This window comes from Thalassobaculum fulvum (genome assembly GCF_014652915.1).
Taxonomy (GTDB): domain Bacteria; phylum Pseudomonadota; class Alphaproteobacteria; order Thalassobaculales; family Thalassobaculaceae; genus Thalassobaculum_A; species Thalassobaculum_A fulvum.
On the sequence record NZ_BMZS01000004.1, the window covers coordinates 257,248 to 277,098 of the forward strand.

Genomic DNA, 19,851 nt, shown 5'->3' on the forward strand with positions numbered 1-19,851 from the left:
CGTTCCTCCCGCCCCCGGGCCGTCGCCTCAGAACGTGGTTTCCAGCCGTGCCGACACGTACTTGAACTCGATCAGCGTCAGAACCGACTGCCAGATCAGGATATAGGATAGCCCCCAGATCAGCGCCTGGGCGATCGACTGGTTGATGTCGACCACCGTCGACTTGGCCCGATAGCCGAAATACAGGGCGATCCCGGCGGCGCCGACGATCGAGGGGACTGCCTTGGCCGCGATCCAGTCGGTCCCGTCCATCAGCAGTTGCCCCGGTGGCCACAGGCGCTGGAAGTACTGGTCGCGCCACATGTAGGTGGAATCGTCCGGGAAGATGTACGCCCAGGTCGCCATCGCCACCCAGCCGGTCAGGCACTCCGACATCAGGACCAGGACGATCGAGGCGACCGCCGAGGCGACCAGGATGGTGCCGGTCAGGTAGACGTCGTGCGGAACGTTCAGGTTCCGCATCGCCTTGATCTGGTCGGAGTAGACCTTGTGGCCGATGTCGGCGCCGATCAGTGCGGCGTTGCGGGTCCCGATCAGCACCGCCGTGGTCAGCGGCGCCAGCACCCGCAGCTCGGCGAACGCGACACCGGCCAGCGCATCGGAATGGATGATCGGCAGCAGCAGGTCGCGGAACGGCAGGTACTGGAAGATGAACCAGGTGGTGACGAACCCGACGATGACGCTGCCGAGCCCGACGAACAGCAGGGCCGACGGCGAGAAGCACAGTTCCCACAGGTAGCCGGCCAGGAAGCGCATCGTCCAGTCCAGGCGCCAGGCGGCCGAGGCCCGCATCGGGCCGGCGGACACCGCGACCTTCGCCGTCACCCGGTCCGGGGCGACCGGCCGATCGGCCTCCGCGACCGGCTCGCCGTGGGCCGCCTCGATCGCTTCCAGCTCCTGCTCGAGGCGATGGGCGTCGGCCGGCAGTTCGACCAGGGCGTGGCTGCGCGGATCGAGCATCAGGACCCGGTCGGCGACGTCGATCAGGTGACGGTAATGGTGGGCGATGATCACCACCGGCACGCCGACATCGCGGCTGAGCGACCGGATCAGCCCGGCCAGCCGCTTCGATGCCGATACGTCGAGGCCCGAGTTCGGCTCGTCCAGGAACAGCACCGGGTGGTTGCCGAGCAGGGTCCGCGCGATCGCCACCCGCTGCTGCTGGCCGCCGCTGCAGGAATTCACCGGCACCGAACGGTCGACGTCCTTCAGCAGCCCGTCGATCGCCGACACCAGCGCCGGCCCGACCAGCTCGTTGTGTTCGGCGGCGATCGCCAAGTTCTGGCCGACGGTCAGTTCGTCGAACAGGGCGAAGTTCTGGAACACCACGCCGCCGAGCGTCACCCGTTCGCTCGCCAGGTCGACCCGGGAACCGCCGTAGGTGACGTGGCCGGCGATCCGCCACCCCTCGTCGGCCGCGGAGATCGCCCCCGACAGCAGGTTGACCAGCGTCGACTTGCCCGACCCGCTGGGGCCGGCCAGGATCACCACCTCCCCGGCCGCCAGCGCGAAATCGGCCTGGTGCAGGAGCACCCGCCCGTGCGGCTGAGCAATGGTCAGCTTCTCGACCGCGACGACCGGCGTGCCGGCCGGCGGGCGTCCCGCCTTGGATTGGCTCATGAGCGGCTCTCGACCAGGGGTTCGTAGCGCGACAGCTCCCGGGCGGCGGGAGAGCCGTCCTTGACGACCAGCGCGACCAGGCGTCGCCGGTTCAGCAGGATATAGCGGATGACCCGGACCGCCAGGGTGTCGGGATGGCCGTTGCCGCGCTCGACGATCCGCGAGAACACCTGCATCGACATCGCCGACAGCTCGGTCTCGAGGGTACGCAGTTCACGCGAGAAGCGGGGATCGCGCAGCATCCGCTCGACCAGCGGCTCGAGCCGCGGGTCGGCCGTCAGCGTGTCGAAGAACGCATCCACCATCAGCGCCCCGACCCGCCACGACCGCTCGTCCTCGGCGATGTCGAACAGGTGCCGCATCATCAGCCGCTGCACCTTCGGATCGATCATGATCTCGGCCGCCGCCCGTTCGAGCGGCCGGGTGTCGAGCTTGCCCTCGACCACCAGGTCGTGCATCGCCTCCCAGCTCGGCAGCACCATCTCGAACACCGCCGAGCGCAGCTTCGGCAGGGCGATCGGCAGCACCGCCGCCGCCAGGCGTTCGCCGTCGGCCTGGTTGAACATGTCGCTGACGGTGCGGTTGATCAGCTGCATCTTGGGGTCGCGCCACATGCTCACGTAGGCGTCCTCGATGATGCGCTGCAGCGGCTCGCGATAGTCTGTCACGAAGGCCGGCTGCGCGACCATCGCGACGAACCGGTCGCGCATGAGGCTGACCAGACGCTCGCCGACCCGGGCGATCTCGTCCTTCGAGGCCGCCGGCACCAGCGCCCACAGCGCCTTGACGTCGGTCTCCAGCAGGACCACCCGGGAGTCGTCGTAGGATACCGCTTCCACGTCCGGGAACAGCCGCATCTCGACCCGCCGGTCGTCCAGCAGGACCACCCGACCGACCGGCACCGCGGTCCCGTCCGCCGACAGCCGATAGGCCGGGTAGCTGCCGGGAGTGTCGATTCCGACAGTCCAGTCGGGCCGTTCGAACACCCGGGCATCGGCGGTGTCCAGGAACGGCGAGCCCCGGAACCCCCAGATCCCGAGCAAGCCCGAGATCGCGAGCACCGCGACCGCCAGGGCATAGGTGAAGGGCGTTCCCCTGCGCACGGCGGCTACTCCGCGCCGGTATCGTTCGGGGCCCCGGGGGCCGGCGGAGCCGCGGGATCCGGGCGACCGGGGGCCGACCGCATCTCCCGTTCCAGCACCTCGGCGAAGTGCTCGACGTCGCGCTGGTCGAAAAATCCGCACATGTGGACATTCTCCGCGAAGGCGTCGCGCCAGTAGTGGCCGGTCAGCGGCCGACTGCCGGCATAGTGCAGAACCAGCAACGGGGGCAAGAACATAGGCCGGTATATCTCGAATGCGCTGAGTTGTTCGAGCCGCACGACGGTCTCGGCCTCGGCGCGGAACGTGCCGAGCACCTCCGCCATCGCCGCGGCGACGCCGTCGCGGACCATGCGGATCCGGTCGCGGTACAGTTCCGTACGGCCGGCGAAGCCGCGCATCCGTGCGAGCACCGAACCTTCGTTCCCGGTCATCGTCGAGCGGCCGCCTCCCGTCCGCCTCCCTGCCCGGCAGCGGCCAACGGCCGCAGCCACGGAGCGGCCGCATCCGGATTTGGCCGCGCGAGCGGCCATGGTATAGTTTATTCGGGGATCACGTCAGCGAGGGTGGAGCGGTGCAGCGCGTTCTCTGTTTGCTCATCGGACTGTTGATCGTATCTGCGCCCGGCCTGGCGGCGGCGCAGACAGATATTCCACCGCCGGTCGTACAGAGCCTGACCTCGCCCGAGACGCCGACTACCTACCGTCCATGGATCGGGGCCACGGCCGGCACCACCATAGCGGTCATCGGCGTGAATGCCTGGACCGGCGGCGCCCTGCTCGCCCCGGCGCTCGGCCCGGCGCTGTCCGGCATTCTCGGCGGGTACTGGCTGGGGATGTCGGCGCTCACCCCGTTGAGCGCGCAGGGCGTGTTCCAGACCACGTCCCTGATCGCCGTCGGTGTCGCCGGCGGGGTGTTCGGGCACTGGCTGGGCAGCCGCTGAGTTCTGCTGACGTATCCGCCAAGTGCGCCATAGACGTCGTGGACATCGACGCGCCGATAGGCGATGCTTCGTCTACGGTCCCGCAGGTAGGCGGGTCAGGAAAAATCTGGCCGACGGGGAGTATTCCACGATGATGAAGTCACTCGTTACATTGAGTCGCGCGCTGGTGATCGTGGCGGCTCTCGCAGTTGTCCCGGCAGCAGCCAAGGCACAGAGCTCGGGTTTCTCCGGCTCGTCGGCTGCCAGCAGCTTCGATGCCTATCGTGCCCTGGCGATCACCGCTGGCGTGATCGGTGGCGCGGTGGTGGCGACCATCGTCACCGATGGCCTCATCCTCCCGGTCCTGGCGGCTGGCGGCCGCGGCGGCATCTCCGGAGTCGCGGATCAGTTGATCAGCACCGGCGGCACCGTGTTCGGTGCGGTGGCCGGCGGCCTGTATGCCGACGACTGGTACGGCAAGCAGTAACGGCGAAGCGCTCGCTCGTCCGCAAAAGGCCCGGCATCAGCCGGGCCTTTTCGATTCCGCGAGGCGTGTCGATCCGGAACGGTCGCCGTCGCGCCGCGTCAGTTGAGCTCGCCCGGTTCCGCCGGTTTGAAGTAGTACGAGCTGTAGACCCACATCGTGATCACGCCGCCCGCGAACGCCGCGGCGATCGCCGTGGTCGTCACCGGCATCGTCGCGTAGAGGTAACCGGCACCGGCGCCGAGCGCCGCATAGACGAGACGGGCCGCGAGATCCACCGACGAGATCGGGCGACGGCCGCAGTCGCATTCGGCCGGCGGCTGCTGGGCCTGGGCCAGCACAACGTGCGCGCCGGTGATCGTGCTTCCCGCAGACGCCGGCGATGAACCGAGCAGCAGCCCGACCGCCAGGACCATCATCGCCAATGCGCGCATACCCGTCCTCCTATCGTTGCGGCCCTGCAAGGTTAGCGCCCCGTCGCACCGAAATCGACCTCGACCGTGGCGTGCCCCACCCCGAACCGCTCAAGCAACCGACTCTTGACCGCCGCGACCACCAGCGTGGCGTCCGCTCCTTCCGTCAGTCGGACGTTCAGGGTAATCATGGGCCCTTCCAGGCTGATCGACCAAGCATGAATGTGGAGGGCGTCGCCAACCCCTTCGACCGCCTCGACGAGGTCCGCCCGGACTGCGTCGGGGTCCAGGCTCGCCGGCGCGCCCTCGAGCGGGATATGAAGCGAGTCCCGGGCGACCAACCGGCCGCTGCGCAGCACCAGGAGAGACACGCGGACCGACAGGCCGGGGTCGATCGGCAGCCACCGGGCTTTCACAGGAAATGGCAACCCGCCCCCGTGCGCGTCCGCCCTCGGTCGACGCGCGACAGTTCTCCTGGCAGAAAATGGAACATAGTTCCGGCTAGAGGAACGAACTCGATTGGCGCCCGGCTCGGAGTCCTGCTATCGAGTATGTCCGCGGTCCGCCAAGAAGACCGCCCGAGCTTCGTCCAGGGAGGACGCATGAGCGCCACGCAGATCGAGCGTCGCGGCCCCGTCGCGGTGATTTCCCTCGTCAATCCGCCGGTCAACGGGCTCGGCTCCGCGGTCCGGTCCGGGCTGGAGGCGGCGTTCAACGAGCTGCTGTCGGACGACGCCGTCACCGGCATCGTGATCGCCGGGGCCGGCCGGATGTTCAGCGCCGGCGCCGACATCCGCGAGTTCGGCAAGGCCCCGCCGCCGGACGTCCCGAACCTGCCGGAGTTGATCGACTGGCTGGAGGAGTCCAGCAAGCCGGTGGTCGCCGCGATCCACGGCGTGGCCGCCGGCGGCGGCCTGGAGCTGGCGCTCGGCTGCCACTACCGGATCGCCGCGCCGAAGACCCGGCTCGGCCTGCCCGAGGTCACGCTCGGCATCCTGCCGGGTGCCGGCGGCACCCAGCGGCTGCCCCGGGTGGCCGGCGTCGAGGCGGCGCTGGAGCTGATCGTCTCCGGCCGGCTGGTTTCCGAGCGCGAGGCGCTGAAGCTGGGGATCGTCGACGAGATCGCCCACGGCGATCCGGTCGAGGCGGCGGTCGCCAAGGCCCGGGCGCTGGCGGATGCCGGCACGCCGCCGCGGCGCTCAAGCGCGCGCGACGAGGGTTTGGCCGCCGCCCGTTCGAACCCGGGGCTGTTCGACGAGTTCCGCAAGGGCATGGCCAAGCGCGCCCGCGGCATGAACGCGCCCTACGCCTGCGTGCGCTGCATCGAGGCGGCAGTCCGGCTGCCGTTCGCCGAGGGCCGGCACTTCGAGCGCGAGGAATTCCGCAGGCTGGTCGACGCGACCGAGGCCAAGGCGATGCGCCACGCGTTCTTCGCCGAGCGCGAGGTCGCCAAGATCCCGGACGTTCCCGACGACACCCCGACCCGCCCGGTCGAGACCGCCGGCGTGATCGGCTGCGGCACCATGGGCGGCGGCATCGCCATGGTGTTCGCCAACGCCGGCATCCCGGTCACCGTGGTCGAGAACGACTCCGCGGCGCTGGAAGCCGGCCTGGCGAAGATCCGGGCGAACTACCAAGCGACCGTCGACAAGGGCCGCCTCGCCCAGGACGTCATGGACAGGCGCATGGCGCTGATCACCGGCGCCACCGAGTTCGAGGCGGTCGCCGGCGTCGACTTCGTGGTCGAGGCGGTGTTCGAGGAGATGCCGATCAAGAAGCAGGTATTCGGCATCCTCGACCGGGTCTGCAGGCCGGACGCGATCCTGGCGACCAACACCTCGACCCTGGACGTCGACGAGATCGCCGGCGCCACCGGCCGGCCCGAGAGCGTCATCGGCACCCACTTCTTCAGCCCGGCCAACGTCATGCGGCTGCTCGAGGTGGTGCGGGGGGCGAATTCCTCGGCCGGGACCATCGCCACGACCATGGGGCTGTCCAAGACGCTCGGCAAGGTCGGGGTGCTGGTCGGCGTGTGCGACGGCTTCGTCGGCAACCGCATGCTGCACCAGTACCTGCGCGAGGCCGCCTTCCTGGTCGAGGAAGGTGCCCTGCCGCAGGACGTCGACCGGGTGATCTACGAGTTCGGCTTCCCGATGGGGCCGTTCGCGATGAGCGACCTTGCCGGCAACGACGTCGGTTGGCGGATCCGCAGGGCCAAGATGGCGGACCATCCCAGCAACCAACGCTATTCCGGGACGATCTCCGACCGGCTGTGCGAGCGCGGTCGGTTCGGCCAGAAGACCGGTGCGGGCTGGTACCGCTACGAGCAGGGGCGCACCCCGGTGCCGGACCCGGAGGTCGAGGCGCTGATCGCCGAGACCTCCCGCGAGCTCGGGATCGAGCGGCGGACGATCTCGGACCAGGAGATCCTGGAGCGCTGCCTGTACCCGCTGGTGAACGAGGGCGCGAAGATCCTCGAAGAGGGCATCGCCCTGCGCGCCGGCGACGTCGACGTGGTGTGGATCCACGGCTACGGCTTCCCGCGCCACCGCGGCGGCCCGATGTTCTGGGCCGACACCGTCGGGCTCGGCACGATCGCCGCGGCGATGCGCCGGTTCCGCGACGAGCACGGCGAATGGATGGCCCCGGCACTGCTGCTGGAGAAGCTGGCGTCCGAGAACAGGGGCTTCAAGGATCTTTAATTATTTCAAACTTCTATGGCGAGGAGTTACATCAATGCGTGAAGCGGTGATCGTCTCGACGGCACGCACGCCGATCGGCAAGGCCTTCCGCGGCGCCTTCAACAACACCCACGGCGCCACCATGGCCGGGCACGCCATCGAGCATGCGGTCAAGCGCTCGGGCCTCGACCCGGCGGAGATCGAGGACGTGATCCTCGGCTGCGGCTTCCCGGAGGGCGCCACCGGCCACAACATCGGCCGCATCGCCGCGGTCCGCGCCGGCCTGCCGATCACCACTGCCGGCACCACGGTCAACCGGTTCTGCTCGTCCGGCCTGCAGTCGATCAGCATGGCCGCCCAGCGCATCCTGATCGACGGCGTGCCGGCCATGGTCGCCGGCGGTGTGGAGTCGATCAGCCTGACCCAGGCCAACGTCAACACCACCTACCGGATGGAACCGAAGCTCGCCGAGACCAAGCCCGAGATCTGGATGAGCATGATCGAGACCGCCGACACGGTGGCCGGTCGCTACGGCGTCTCGCGCGAAGCCCAGGACGAGTACGCGCTGCAGAGCCAGATGCGCACCGCCGCCGCCCAGCAGGCCGGCTATTTCGACGACGAGATCGTGCCCCTGCCCTCGGTCATGCTGGTCAAGGACAAGGAGACCGGCGCGGTCAGCGAGAAGCCGGTCACCCTGGACAAGGACGAGGGCAACCGGCCGTCGACCACGCTGGAGGGCCTGGCCTCGCTGCAGCCGGTGCGCGCGCCCGACCAGTGGATCACCGCCGGCAACGCCAGCCAGCTCTCCGACGGCGCCTCGGCCTGCGTGGTCATGGACTCCAAGCTGGCCGAGCAGCGCGGCATCGAGCCGATGGGCATCTATCGCGGCCTGGCGGTCGCCGGCTGCGAGCCCGACGAGATGGGTATCGGCCCGGTGTTCGCGGTGCCGCGCCTGCTTGAGCGCAACGGCCTGAAGATGGACGACATCGGCCTGTGGGAACTGAACGAGGCGTTCGCGGTGCAGGTGCTGTACTGCCGCGACAAGCTCGGCATCCCGAACGACCTCCTGAACGTCAACGGCGGCTCGATCTCGATCGGCCACCCCTACGGCATGAGTGGCGCCCGCATGGTCGGGCACGCCCTGATCGAGGGCAAGCGCCGGGGTGCCAAGTACGTGGTTACCACCATGTGCGTCGGCGGCGGCCAGGGCGTCGCCGGCCTGTTCGAGGTGGTGTGAGCGGCTGACGGCATGGGTCCCGGCTCTCCGCGGCCTCCCCCGGACTTCGATCCGGGGCGGGATGAGGATCGGGGGAACAACACCCCCTCATCCCGGACGGGGCGATCGCGACCGCGAACGGCCCGATCCGGGACCCAGCAAGCGGGGAAAGGCAGGTAGAGTGATGGAACTGGTGCTGTCGCCCGAGGACGAGGCCTTCCGGCAGGAGGTCCGCGCCTTCCTGAAGGAGAAGCTGCCGCCCGACTTGGCCAACCAGTCGGCGACCGGGTTGCGGCTCGGCAAGGACGACCACGTCCGCTGGCAGAAGATCCTGTACGAGAAGGGCTGGGTCGCCGCCAACTGGCCGGTCGAGTACGGCGGCACCGGCTGGACCGCGATGCAGAAGCACATCTTCGAGGAGGAGTGCGCGGCCGCCGGGGCGCCGCCGCTGATCCCGTTCGGCCTGCTGATGGTCGCCCCGGTGATCATGGCGTTCGGCAACCAGGCCCAGAAGGACCGCTACCTGCCGCGCATCCTGCGGTCGGACGACTGGTGGTGCCAGGGCTACTCGGAGCCCGGCTCCGGCTCCGACCTGGCCTCGCTGCGCACCAAGGCGGTACGCGACGGCGACCACTACGTGGTGAACGGCCAGAAGACCTGGACCACGCTGGCCCAGCACGCCGACATGATGTTCACCCTGGTCCGGACCAGCGACACCGGCAAGCGCCAGGAGGGCATCAGCTTCCTGCTGATCGACATGCGCTCGCCGGGCGTCACCGTGCAGCCGATCACCACCATGGACGGCAGCCAGGAGATCAACAGCGTCTTCCTCGACGACGTCCGGGTGCCGGTGGAGAACCGGATCGGCGAGGAAGGCAAGGGCTGGACCTACGCCAAGTACCTGCTCGGGCACGAGCGCACCGGCATCGCCGGGACCGGCCGCTCCAAGGCCCAGCTCAAGCGCCTGAAGGAGATCGCCCGCACCGAGATGTCGGGTGGACGGCCGCTGATCGAGGATCCGGACTTCGCCCAGCGGATCGCCCAGCTCGAGCTCGACCTGCTGTCGCTGGAATCCCTGGTGCTGCGGGTGCTGTACGCCGAGAAGGCCGGCAAGGGGCCGGGCCCGGAGGCCTCGTTCCTGAAGATCAAGGGCACCGAGGTGCAGCAGATGCTGACCGAGCTGATGATGGAGGCGGCCGGCCCCTACGCCATGCCGTTCCAGCCGGAGACGTTCCGTGATCCGCAGTGGAACGAGGAACCGGCCGGGCCCGACTACGCGCCGCCGCTCGCCTCGGTGTACTTCAACTGGCGGAAGGCGTCGATCTACGGCGGGTCCAACGAGATCCAGCGCAACATCATCGCCAAGGCCGTGCTCGGACTCTGAACCGGGCCAGCGGATCGACACGCAGGGAGCGCCGCAATGAGCTTCGCCTTCACCGAGGACCAGCAGCTGCTGGCGGAAAGCGCCGACCGGTTCCTGGCCGACAAGTACGACTTCGATGCCCGCAAGGCGATCCGCCGCGGCGAGGACGGCTGGAGCCGTGAGATGTGGGCCGCCTTCGCCGAGCTCGGCTGGCTGGCGCTGCCGCTGCCGGAGGAGCATGGCGGGCTCGGCGGCTCGACCGTCGACGTCGCCGTTCTCATGGAGCGGTTCGGCCGGCACCTGGTGGTGGAGCCGTTCGTCGCCACCGTCGTCCTGGGTGCCGAGGCGATCGTCCGGGCCGGCAGCGACGTGCAGAAGGCGGCCATCCTCCCGGCCGTCGCCGAGGGCGGCATGCTGCTCGCCTTCGGAGTCGGCGAGCCGCAGGCCCGATTCGACCTGCACCGCGTCGCCACTGCTGCCCGGCGCGACGGCGGCGGCTGGAAGCTGGCGGGCCACAAGGCCGTGGTGCTGCACGCCGATGCCGCCGACCGGCTGATCCTGTCGGCCCGGACATCCGGCGCCGAGGACGACCGCGACGGCATCACCCTGTTCCTGGTCGACCCGAAGGCGGACGGCGTGACCCTGCGCCCCTACCCGACCGTCGACGGGCTGCGCGGCGCCGAGGTGCTGCTCGACGGCGTGTCGGTCGGCGAGGCGGACATCGTCGGCGGCGTCGGTGCCGGCCTGCCGGTCATCGAGGCCGTGATCGACCGGGCGATGGTCCTGCTGTCGGCCGAGTCGGTCGGCGCCATGGCGGAGACGGTGCGGCTGACCACCGAGTACCTGAAGACCCGGGTGCAGTTCGGCCAGCCGCTGTCGTCGTTCCAGGTGCTGCAGCACCGCCTGGTCGAGATGCTGCAGGCCAAGGAGTTCGCGCACGCGCTGTGCTACCGCGCCGCCGGCGCCATGGACACCACCGACGGCGTCGAGCGCGCCCGCGCGGCCGCCGGCATCAAGGCCGAGGCCGGCCGGGCCGGCAAGATGATCGGCCAGGAGGCGATCCAGCTGCACGGCGGCATGGGCATGACCGACGAGATGGCCATCGGCCATTACTTCAAGCGCATGACCATGATCGACGTGCAGTTCGGCAACGCCGCCCACCATCTGCGCCGCTTCGCGACCCTTTCCTGAAGTCCGCCTTTCCCGACAGGAGCCTCGCCATGATTCCCGACATGAGTCCCAAGGCCGCCGACCTGGAAGCGCGCGTGCGCGCGTTCATGGAAGAAAACGTCTACGCGGCCGAGGCGGTGTACCACGAGCAGCTCGAGGCCTCCGGCAACCGCTGGCGGGTTCCGCCGGTGATGGACGAGCTGAAGGCCAAGGCCAGGGCGCAGGGGCTGTGGAACCTGTTCCTGCCGGAGTCCGAGCGCGGTGCCGGCCTGACCAACCGCGACTACGCCCCGCTGTGCGAGGTGATGGGCCGCTCGCCGATCGGGCCCGAGGTGTTCAACTGCTCGGCCCCCGACACCGGCAACATGGAGGTGCTGGAGCGCTACGGCACCGAGGAGCACAAGAAGCGGTGGCTTGAGCCGTTGCTGAACGGCGAGATCCGCTCCTGCTTCGCGATGACCGAGCCGAAGGTCGCCTCTTCCGACGCCACCAACATCGAGTCGAGCATCCGCCGCGACGGCGATTCCTACGTGATCAACGGCCACAAGTGGTGGTCGTCCGGCGCCATGGACGAGCGCTGCAAGATCTTCATCTTCATGGGCAAGACCGACCCGAATGCCGAGAAGCACAAGCAGCAGTCGATGATCCTGGTGCCGGCCGACACGCCGGGCATCACCATCAAGCGGGCGCTGACCGTGTTCGGCTACGACCACGCGCCGCACGGCCACGCCGAGGTCGTGTTCGACAACGTGCGGGTGCCGGCCTCCAACATCCTGCTCGGCGAGGGCCGCGGCTTCGAGATCGCCCAGGGCCGCCTCGGGCCGGGCCGCATCCACCACTGCATGCGCTGCATCGGCCAGGCCGAGCGGGCGCTGGAGATGATGAAGGCGCGGGCCCGCTCGCGCGTCGCCTTCGGCCGGCCGCTGTCCGACCAGGGCGCGCTGCGCCACACCATCGCCGAGTGCCGGATCGCCATCGATCAGGCCCGGCTGATGGTGCTGTACGCCGCCCACAAGATGGACACCGTCGGCAACAAGGCCGCCCGCAAGGAGATCGCCATGATCAAGGTGATCGCCCCGCGCATGGCCTGCGACGTCATCGACAAGGCGATCCAGGTGCACGGCGGCGGCGGTGTCAGCCAGGAGTTCAGCCTGGCCTACGCCTACGGCTCGCAGCGCACCCTGCGGCTGGCCGACGGCCCGGACGAGGTGCACCTGGAGTCGATCGCCAAGGCCGAGCTGCGCAAGAACGACTGAGGGTTGGCGGCAGCGCCCGTCGCTTCGTGGGTCCCGGATGCGTCCCGCCGTCGGCGGTCCGCTCCGGGATGACGAGGGGGTGATGGGAGCGCGGCAGAGTTGCCCTCCCCCCTACTCGTCATTCCGGAGCCGCACAGCGGACTCCGGAATCCGCCCGTCCGCTGTCCCCCTACTCCCGGTCCCCGGTGGTCCGTTCCAGCGGCCGGCCCGGTCACCGGACGGGGCTTCATTTCAACCATACATGAAGCGTTGAATTTTGTTGTGGCGCCGGGCACCGCTCGGCATATGGTCTCGCCGGTTGGTCGAAGCGAACTGGAGGATCCCGATGGCCGCGCGGGTCGCGATAAACGGCTTCGGCAGAATGGGCCGGCTGGGGGTACGGGCCGGGTTCGCCTGCCCCGACTACCGGCTGGTCGCCGTCAACGAGATCGCCGGCGACGCCGCCACCGCCGCCCACCTGCTCGAGTTCGACAGCGTGCACGGCCGCTGGGGGACGCCGGTGTCGGCCGAGGGCGGGGACATCGTGGTCGACGGCCGGCTCCTCGCCTTCACCTCGGCGGCCCACCCGGCCGACATCCCGTGGATCGGCGACGACGTCGACGTGGTGCTGGAGTGCTCGGGCAGGTTCAAGACCGTGGCGGAGCTGCAGCCGTATTTCGAGCGCGGCATCCGCAAGGTGGTGGTCTCGGCCCCCGTCAAGGAAGCCGACGCGCTGAACGTCGTCGTCGGGGTGAACGACCATCTCTACGACCCGGCGAGCCACCACGTGGTGACTGCGGCGTCCTGCACCACCAACTGCCTCGCCCCGGTGGTCAAGGTGCTGCACGAGGGCCTGGGGATCGTGCGCGGCACCATGACCACGATCCACGACGTCACCAACACCCAGGTGCTGGTCGACGCCCCGCTGAAGGACCTGAGGCGCTCGCGCTCGGCGCTGAACTCGCTGATCCCGACCACCACCGGGTCGGCGACCGCGATCGGCCTGATCTATCCGGACCTGCAGGGCAAGCTGAACGGCCACGCGGTCCGGGTCCCGCTGCTGAACGCCTCGCTGACCGACTGCGTGTTCGAGGTCGCCCGCGACACCACGGCCGAGGAGGTCAACGGGCTGTTCCGGGCGGCGGCCGAGGGCGCGCTGAAGGGCATCCTCGGTTACGAGGAGCGGCCGCTGGTCTCGGCCGACTATCTGAACGACCCCCGCTCCGGCATCGTCGACGCGCCGTCGACCATGGTCGTCGACCGCCGCATGGTGAAGGTCTACGCCTGGTACGACAACGAATGGGGCTACGTGAACCGCATGATGGAACTGACCGCCACGGTCGCCCGCTCGCTCGCCTGACCCTGCCCCACCGGGCGGAGGCCCGCCATGACCAGTCTCCGGGACTACGCCACCGTCACCGCCGCCTACTGGGCGTTCACCCTGACCGACGGCGCCCTGCGGATGCTGGTGCTGCTGCACTTCCACCGCCTCGGCTACGCGCCGCTCGACATCGCCGTGCTGTTCCTGCTGTACGAGGCGATGGGGGTGGTGACCAATTTCCTGGGCGGCTGGGTCGGCGCCCGCTTCGGTCTCCGGATCACGCTGTTCACCGGCCTCGCGGTGCAGATCGTCGCACTGACCATGCTGTCGCTGACCGATCCGGCGTGGACCGCCGCCCTGTCGGTCGCCTACGTGATGGTCGCCCAGGCCCTGTCCGGCATCGCCAAGGACCTGACCAAGATGAGCTCGAAGTCGGCGGTCAAGCTGGTGGTCGACGCCGGCGACCACGGCGGGCTGTTCAAGTGGGTCGCGGTCCTGACCGGCTCGAAGAACGCCCTCAAGGGCATCGGCTTCCTGCTCGGCGGCGCGCTGCTGGAGCAGCTCGGATTCGAGTGGGCGCTGTGGTCAATGGCCGGCATGCTGGCGTTCGTCCTGGCCGGCGCCCTCATGCTGGTGCGGGCCGATCTCGGTCGCGCCAAAAGCAGGATCCGGACCCGCGAGCTGTTCTCGAAGACCCGCGAGATCAACCTGCTGTCGGCCGCCCGGATCTTCCTGTTCGCGTCGCGCGACGTGTGGTTCGTGGTCGGTGTCCCGATCTTCCTGTACGACCGGCTCGGCTGGAGCTTCGACGCGGTCGGCGCCTTCATGGCGGCCTGGGTGGTCGGCTACGGCATGGTCCAGGCGGCGGCCCCCAGGCTGCTGGGCCGCAGCGCGGCGGAGCGCGGGGCCGGCGCGGCCAAGCTGTGGGGGGCGGTCCTCACGGTCCTGCCGGCGGTGATCGCCGTCGGCCTGTCGCCGGCCTTCGAGAACTGGCTCGCCTCGGCCGCCGGCACCGCCCTGCCCGACGCCTACCAGCCGGTCGTGCTGATCGGAGGGCTGCTGGTCTTCGGCGTGGTGTTCGCGCTCAACTCGTCGGTCCACTCCTACCTGATCGTGGCATATTCCGACGCCGACAAGGTCGCGCTGAACGTCGGCTTCTACTACATGGCGAACGCCGTCGGCCGGTTCGGCGGGACCCTGTTGTCCGGGCTGCTGTACCAGGTGGCCGGGCTCGCCGGGACGCTCTGGACCTCGTCCGCGCTGCTAGCGCTGACCGTCCTGATCACGCTGTTCCTGCGCTCGACCGCGGTAACGACCTCGGCCGGCAAGGCCGAAGCGGCCTGAGGCGGCTGTTGGTTCGCGGGCGCGAGATCGCACGCGACACGGGCCGCCGGGCGCCCTACCCTTGTTGTCCCGCCACCGACCGCCCGCTCTCCGCATGATCCCAGATCCCGTGAATGCCTTCGTGCCCGGCACCGACGTCCGGATCGCCGGCCGGCCCGGCGGCCCGCTCGCCGACCTCACCTTCGCCGCCAAGGACCTGTTCGACGTCGCCGGCTTCGCGACCGGCGGCGGCAACCACGACTGGGGCCGCGGCTACCGGGTGCCCGACCGCCACGCCTGGGCGGTGCAGACCCTGCTGGACGCCGGCGCCGGGCTGGTCGGCAAGACCATCACCGACGAGGTCTCGCTCGGCATCCTCGGCGAGAGCGCGTTCGACGGCACGCCGCTGAACAGCAAGGCGCCGGACCGGGTGCCCGGCGGCTCGTCCTCGGGCTCGGCCGCCGCCGTCGCCGCGGGGCTGTGCGACACCGCCATCGGCACCGACACCGGCGGCTCGGTCCGGGTGCCCGCCAGCTTCTGCGGGCTGTACGGCATCCGCCCGACCCACGGCCGGCTGCCGCTCGACGGCATGATGCCGCAGGCCCCGTCGAGCGACACCACCGGCTGGTTCGCCCGCGACGCCGCCACCTTCGCCCGGGTCTCCGCGGTCATGCTGGGCGAGCCGGTCCCGAAGACCCTGCCGACCCGGCTGGTGGTCGCGGTCGACGCCTTCGGCTTCGCCGACCCGGAAGTCGCGGCGGCCCTGAAGCCCCTGGTCGAGCGCCTGGGCGCCCTGGCCGGAGAGGTCCGCGAGGAGCTGCTGGCGCCGCAGGGCCTGTCGGTCTGGGGTCGCGCCCAGCGCACCCTGCAGCCGGCCGAGGCGTGGAGCACGTTCAAGGACTGGCTCGACCGCGACAACCCGCGGCTGGCGTTCAACGTGGCGCGCGGCCTGGTCATGGGCTCGACGATCCCGGAGAGCGAGCTCGGCTGGGCCCGGCTGATGCGCCAGGAGGCCCGTGCCCGGCTGTCGTACCTGCTGCCGCCCGGCACCATCCTGGCGATGCCGACCACGCCGTTCCCTGCCCCGCCCAGGGGACTGCCGCTGTCCCGGCAGAACCCGGTCCGCGAGCGCATCCTGTGCCTGGCCGCCCATGGCGGGCTCGCCGGCTTCCCGCAGGTCAGCATCCCGGGCGCGACGGTGGACGGCCTGCCGGTCGGCCTTTCGATCCTGGCGGCCCGCGGGGCGGATACCCAGCTCGTCGCCGTCGCCAAAGCCCTGGAGGAGTCCCGATGACCGACGCCGACGACCTGACCCCGAACATCCCCGAAGTGGTCGCCGAAATCCGCGCGCTGTTCGAGCGCTACGAGCAGGCGCTGGTCGACAAGGACGTCGACGTGCTCGACGCCACCTTCTGGAACTCGCCGCACACCATCCGCTACGCCATGAACGAGATGGGCTACGGCTTCGACGCCATCCACCGGCACCGGGTCAACCGCAAGCCCGGCACCCGCTTCAAGGGCGAGCGGCGTCGCCTGGAGATCCTGACCCTCGGCCGCCGCTTCGCCACCGTGAACCTGGAGTTCCAGGTCGCCGGAAGCGACAAGATCGGCCGGCAGAGCCAGACCTTCGTGAACTTCCCCGATGTCGGCTGGAAGGTGGTGGCGGCCCACGTCTCGGCGACCGACGGCCAGCCGTCCTGGTAGCGCTCAACGCAGGGCGAACGCCAGGGCCATGACCACCAGCAGAAGGCTGGTGCCCCAGAACGCCAGCGAGATCCTGGTACCGGGTCTCATCGGGCACAACCGGGCGCTGCGATCGGGAAGACGCCACGCTGGCACCCGACCGTCAGCCTCGGTCGCCGGCATTGTGGTCGGTCAGTCATAACGGAACCTCTCCGACACGATTTGCCCCGTCGGGACACCCAGCCCGACCAGCGCATCCTCGACAGCGTCGAGCATCGGCGCCGGGCCGCACACCAGGTACAGCCAGTCCCTGGCGCCTTCGAAGCCGAACACCCGCTCGATCGCGGCACGATCGATCCAGCCGGTCGAGCCGCCCCAGTCCGGAGCCGGCTGGGAAACGACATGCTCGACCCGGACGCTCGGGAGACGCCCCATGCGGTCGAGTTCGTCCCGGTAGACGATCTGCTCCTCGACCCGGTTGCCGTACAGCAGCACCAGGGGCCGCCGGTCGCCCTCGGCTTCAAGCTGCCGGGCGATGGCCAGAAGCGGGGCGATGCCCACGCCGCCGGCGATCAGCGCGATGCCCGCGCCGGTCCGGCCGTCCAGGGTGAGGTTGCCGTGCGGGCCGTCGAGATAGGCGACGGTGCCCGGCCGGACCGAGCCGATGCGGTCGGTCAGGTCTCCGGCTTCCTTGATGACGAATTCGAGCCGCGGCCTGCCGGCCGGCGCCGACGAGATGGAAAACGGATTCTCGGCCAGCGAGAACGCCGAACGGCCGAGCGAGAGCCAGGCGAACTGGCCGGCGGTGAAATCGTGCGCCTGGCCCCGGATCGGGGAGATCGCGACCTCCCAGGTCTTGAGTGCGATCTTCCGCACCGATACGACGCGGTATGGCCGGCGGGCCTTCAGGATCGGTGCGACCACCCTGGCGTAGACGAGCGAGCCGATGGCCACGGACAGCAACGCCAGCCAGAAGCCGGAGAGCATCGGATCGGCGCTGTATCGCCCTATGGTCAGCGTGTGATGAGACATCGCGACCGCAATCACGACGGCGCCGACGAGATGCAGCAGCCGCCAGGTCTCGTAGCGATAGGGCAGCTGGTCCCGCCAGATCGATATCGCCACGAAGCCGGGCAGGACGACCCAGGCGAGCATCCCGCTGGCGAGCGCCCGGATGTCGAGGTCCAGTGCCGACTGCCCGGTGACGTCCCACGGCAGCGGCGGCCCGAACGGGGTCCGGTACAGGAAGGGGTGCAGCAGTACGAAGGCGAGCGCCGTCCGGGCGACCAGCTGGTGAAACCGCATGGTCACGTCCATGCCGATCCGGCCGGAGATCGTCCGGAACCGCCCCGACAGCACGAACTCCACCAGCAGTATGGCGAAGGCCGCCATCGCCAGTCCCGACGAGAGATCGTCCAGCACCGGCCGCCGCGGCAGATCCTGCATCCAGGCCAAGACCAGAGGCGCAACGGTGATTGCGAGATACGCGGGCAGCAGAATGACCGAATGCACGACTCCCCCCTGCCGGGTCGGTGTCAGGCCCGCCGTACCCTAGCTGCTCGGCGGGCCGTTCACCAAACGACGCATCGCGAACGCACGTTCGACGCCATCGGTCGTGCCGGCGCAGCGGCGGGATGCGTCGACCCAGAACCTACACCACCGTGCCGAAGACCGCGCCGATCGCCGCGGTCGCCGCCATCGCCAGCACGCCCCACAGCGTCACCCTGAACGCCGCCTTGAGGGTCCCGGCCCCGCCGGCCCGGGCCGACGCGCCGCCCAGCAGGGCCAGGCACGCCAGCGACGCGACCGACACCACCGGGATCGCATGCTCGACCGGCGCGACCGCGACCGCCGCCAGCGGCAGGGCGGCGCCGACCGAGAACGTGGCGGCCGAAGTCAGCGCCGCCTGGATCGGCCGCGCACTCAGGGTGTCCGATATCCCGAGCTCGTCGCGGGCGTGGGCGCCCAGGCTGTCGTGCGCCATGAGCTGCGCCGCGACCTGCCGCGCCAGCCCGATCTCGACGCCACGCCCGACATAGATCTCGGCCAGTTCCTCGAGCTCGGCCTCCGGCGCCTCCTCGAGCGCCTGGCGCTCGGTCTCGAGGTCGGCCCGCTCGGTGTCCGCCTGCGAGCTGACCGACACGTACTCGCCGGCCGCCATCGACATCGCGCCCGCGACCAGCCCGGCGACGCCGGCGATCAGAATGCCCTCCCGGCCAGCTTCGGCGGCGGCAACGCCGACGATCAGGCTGGCGGTCGACACGATGCCGTCGTTGGCGCCGAGCACGGCCGCGCGCAGCCAGCCGATGCGGTGGATGAAGTGGTGCTCCGGGCCCGCGACCGGTCCCGCCATGTCAGATCAGCCTCGCCCGCCGCATGATCCAGACCTCGATCGCGATCAACCCGGCGAGCAGGCCGACCAGCGCCGCGAAGCCCCATGGCGACTCGGCCCCGGGGATGCCGCCGACGTTGACCCCGAGCAGCCCGGTGACGAAGCCGATCGGCAGGAACACGGTGGCCACGATCGACAGCCAGTACATGTTGCGGTTCATCCGCTCGGCCGCCTTCAGCGCCAGACCGTCTTCGACGATCGCCGCGCGCGAGCGCAACGCGTCCAGATCCTCGACCAGCCGGGTGACCCGGTCGATGGTCTCCTGGAAATCCATCGGGTCGAGCTCGGCCAGGCGCTCGCCGCCAGTGCGCCGAAACTCCACCAGGGCCTCGCGCTGCGGCGCCAGGTAGCGGTGCAGCACCAGGGCGCGGCGGCGGATCTCGCCGAGCCGGCCGCGGTCGACCGCGCTGCCGTCCCCGAGCGAGGCGACCTCCAGCGCGCCGAGATCCTCCTCCATCCCATCGATCTCGGGGATCATCCGGGCGGTCAGCCGCTCGACGATCCGCAGCACCAGGTCGGCGACCGTCCCCGGCCCTTCGCCGCGCTCCAGGCTCTCCTTAAGGTCGTTGACCGCCATGACCCGGTACCGGCGCAGCGACAGCAGCCGGCCGGGCTCGACCCAGAGCCGGACCGCGATGGTCTCCTCGTGCTGCGCCGCCGGGTCGAAGTTGATGCCGCGCAGGATCAGCAGGATGCCGTCGGGCCGGACCACGCAGCGCGGCCGCGTGTCCTCCTCCAGCAGGGCCCGGGCGACCGCCGGCGGCACACCGGCGTCGGTTGCCAGCCAGGCCTGCACGGCGGGATCGTGGCGCTCGAGATGCAGCCAGAGCGGCCCGGCGGAGGTGTCGCCCTCGACCGGCACCGACCCGCCCCGACCGTCGAGGCGGATACCAAAGATCAGACCGCTGCCGGGCCGTTCCTGAGCCAT

General features: G+C 70.1%; 19 protein-coding genes. 11 read left to right on the plus strand and 8 right to left on the minus strand.

The features are described 5' to 3' along the window. Positions 1-27: 27 nt before the first annotated feature. Genes IE246_RS10560 through IE246_RS10570 form a run of 3 tightly spaced genes read right to left on the minus strand, consistent with a single transcriptional unit; the run spans position 28 to position 3,154 of the window. Entirely contained in the window at positions 28-1,620 is a 1,593-nt protein-coding gene (locus tag IE246_RS10560) for an ATP-binding cassette domain-containing protein (RefSeq protein ID WP_189989158.1), read from the minus strand. Then, on the minus strand, positions 1,617-2,723 hold the full coding sequence (locus IE246_RS10565) for a hypothetical protein (RefSeq protein WP_189989160.1): 1,107 nt from the start codon (positions 2,721-2,723) through the stop codon (positions 1,617-1,619). The genes IE246_RS10560 and IE246_RS10565 overlap by 4 nt, the downstream gene beginning before the upstream one ends. A 5-nt stretch (positions 2,724-2,728) precedes the next feature. Further along, positions 2,729-3,154 (minus strand): hypothetical protein, encoded by a 426-nt coding sequence (locus tag IE246_RS10570; protein ID WP_229836887.1) that lies wholly within the window; start codon positions 3,152-3,154, stop codon positions 2,729-2,731. A 317-nt stretch (positions 3,155-3,471) separates the two neighbouring features. On the opposite strand from IE246_RS10570, the gene IE246_RS10575 reads away from it, so the two are divergent. Together IE246_RS10575 and IE246_RS10580 are read left to right on the plus strand one after the other, a co-directional pair. Then, positions 3,472-3,663: a hypothetical protein gene (locus tag IE246_RS10575; protein WP_189989164.1), complete on the plus strand. Its 192-nt coding sequence runs from the start codon at positions 3,472-3,474 to the stop codon at positions 3,661-3,663. 130 nt (positions 3,664-3,793) lie between these two features. Beyond that, positions 3,794-4,129, plus strand: a complete 336-nt coding sequence (locus tag IE246_RS10580; protein WP_189989166.1) for a hypothetical protein — start codon at positions 3,794-3,796, stop codon at positions 4,127-4,129. 98 nt (positions 4,130-4,227) lie between these two features. On the opposite strand, the gene IE246_RS10585 is transcribed toward IE246_RS10580, so the two are convergent. Together IE246_RS10585 and IE246_RS10590 are read right to left on the minus strand one after the other, a co-directional pair. After that, entirely contained in the window at positions 4,228-4,560 is a 333-nt protein-coding gene (locus IE246_RS10585) for a hypothetical protein (RefSeq protein ID WP_189989168.1), read from the minus strand. Positions 4,561-4,592: 32 nt separating this feature from the next. Further along, the gene (locus IE246_RS10590; RefSeq protein ID WP_189989170.1) at positions 4,593-4,955 is read right to left on the minus strand and encodes a cation transporter dimerization domain-containing protein; all 363 of its coding nucleotides are present in this window, start codon (positions 4,953-4,955) and stop codon (positions 4,593-4,595) included. Between the two features lie 186 nt (positions 4,956-5,141). On the opposite strand from IE246_RS10590, the gene IE246_RS10595 reads away from it, so the two are divergent. From IE246_RS10595 to IE246_RS10635, 9 genes are all read left to right on the plus strand, one after another. Then, positions 5,142-7,241, plus strand: coding sequence for a 3-hydroxyacyl-CoA dehydrogenase NAD-binding domain-containing protein (locus tag IE246_RS10595; protein WP_189989172.1), 2,100 nt, complete (start codon positions 5,142-5,144; stop codon positions 7,239-7,241). Positions 7,242-7,275: 34 nt separating this feature from the next. Continuing rightward, the gene (locus tag IE246_RS10600; protein ID WP_189989174.1) at positions 7,276-8,457 is read left to right on the plus strand and encodes an acetyl-CoA C-acyltransferase; all 1,182 of its coding nucleotides are present in this window, start codon (positions 7,276-7,278) and stop codon (positions 8,455-8,457) included. Between the two features lie 163 nt (positions 8,458-8,620). Then, positions 8,621-9,820: an acyl-CoA dehydrogenase family protein gene (locus IE246_RS10605; RefSeq protein ID WP_189989176.1), complete on the plus strand. Its 1,200-nt coding sequence runs from the start codon at positions 8,621-8,623 to the stop codon at positions 9,818-9,820. 36 nt (positions 9,821-9,856) lie between these two features. Then, positions 9,857-10,990 carry an acyl-CoA dehydrogenase family protein gene (locus IE246_RS10610; protein ID WP_189989178.1) on the plus strand — a complete coding sequence of 378 codons (1,134 nt, stop codon included), beginning with the start codon at positions 9,857-9,859 and terminating at the stop codon, positions 10,988-10,990. 29 nt (positions 10,991-11,019) lie between these two features. After that, on the plus strand, positions 11,020-12,225 hold the full coding sequence (locus IE246_RS10615; protein WP_189989180.1) for an acyl-CoA dehydrogenase family protein: 1,206 nt from the start codon (positions 11,020-11,022) through the stop codon (positions 12,223-12,225). A 325-nt stretch (positions 12,226-12,550) separates the two neighbouring features. Beyond that, complete coding sequence (locus tag IE246_RS10620; RefSeq protein WP_189989182.1) at positions 12,551-13,564, plus strand: ArsJ-associated glyceraldehyde-3-phosphate dehydrogenase; 1,014 nt, start codon at positions 12,551-12,553, stop codon at positions 13,562-13,564. Between the two features lie 27 nt (positions 13,565-13,591). After that, the gene (gene arsJ, locus IE246_RS10625; protein ID WP_189989184.1) at positions 13,592-14,869 is read left to right on the plus strand and encodes an organoarsenical effux MFS transporter ArsJ; all 1,278 of its coding nucleotides are present in this window, start codon (positions 13,592-13,594) and stop codon (positions 14,867-14,869) included. Between the two features lie 94 nt (positions 14,870-14,963). Next, positions 14,964-16,142, plus strand: coding sequence for an amidase (locus IE246_RS10630; protein WP_189989187.1), 1,179 nt, complete (start codon positions 14,964-14,966; stop codon positions 16,140-16,142). After that, entirely contained in the window at positions 16,139-16,552 is a 414-nt protein-coding gene (locus IE246_RS10635) for an AtzH-like domain-containing protein (RefSeq protein ID WP_189989189.1), read from the plus strand. The genes IE246_RS10630 and IE246_RS10635 overlap by 4 nt, the downstream gene beginning before the upstream one ends. Before the next feature lie 171 nt (positions 16,553-16,723). On the opposite strand, the gene IE246_RS10640 is transcribed toward IE246_RS10635, so the two are convergent. From IE246_RS10640 to IE246_RS10650, 3 genes are all read right to left on the minus strand, one after another. Continuing rightward, positions 16,724-17,977 carry a ferredoxin reductase family protein gene (locus tag IE246_RS10640; protein WP_189989191.1) on the minus strand — a complete coding sequence of 418 codons (1,254 nt, stop codon included), beginning with the start codon at positions 17,975-17,977 and terminating at the stop codon, positions 16,724-16,726. 205 nt (positions 17,978-18,182) lie between these two features. Continuing rightward, positions 18,183-18,884 carry a VIT1/CCC1 transporter family protein gene (locus IE246_RS10645; protein WP_189989192.1) on the minus strand — a complete coding sequence of 234 codons (702 nt, stop codon included), beginning with the start codon at positions 18,882-18,884 and terminating at the stop codon, positions 18,183-18,185. Position 18,885: 1 nt separating this feature from the next. Next, positions 18,886-19,851 carry a zinc transporter ZntB gene (locus IE246_RS10650; RefSeq protein WP_189989195.1) on the minus strand — a complete coding sequence of 322 codons (966 nt, stop codon included), beginning with the start codon at positions 19,849-19,851 and terminating at the stop codon, positions 18,886-18,888.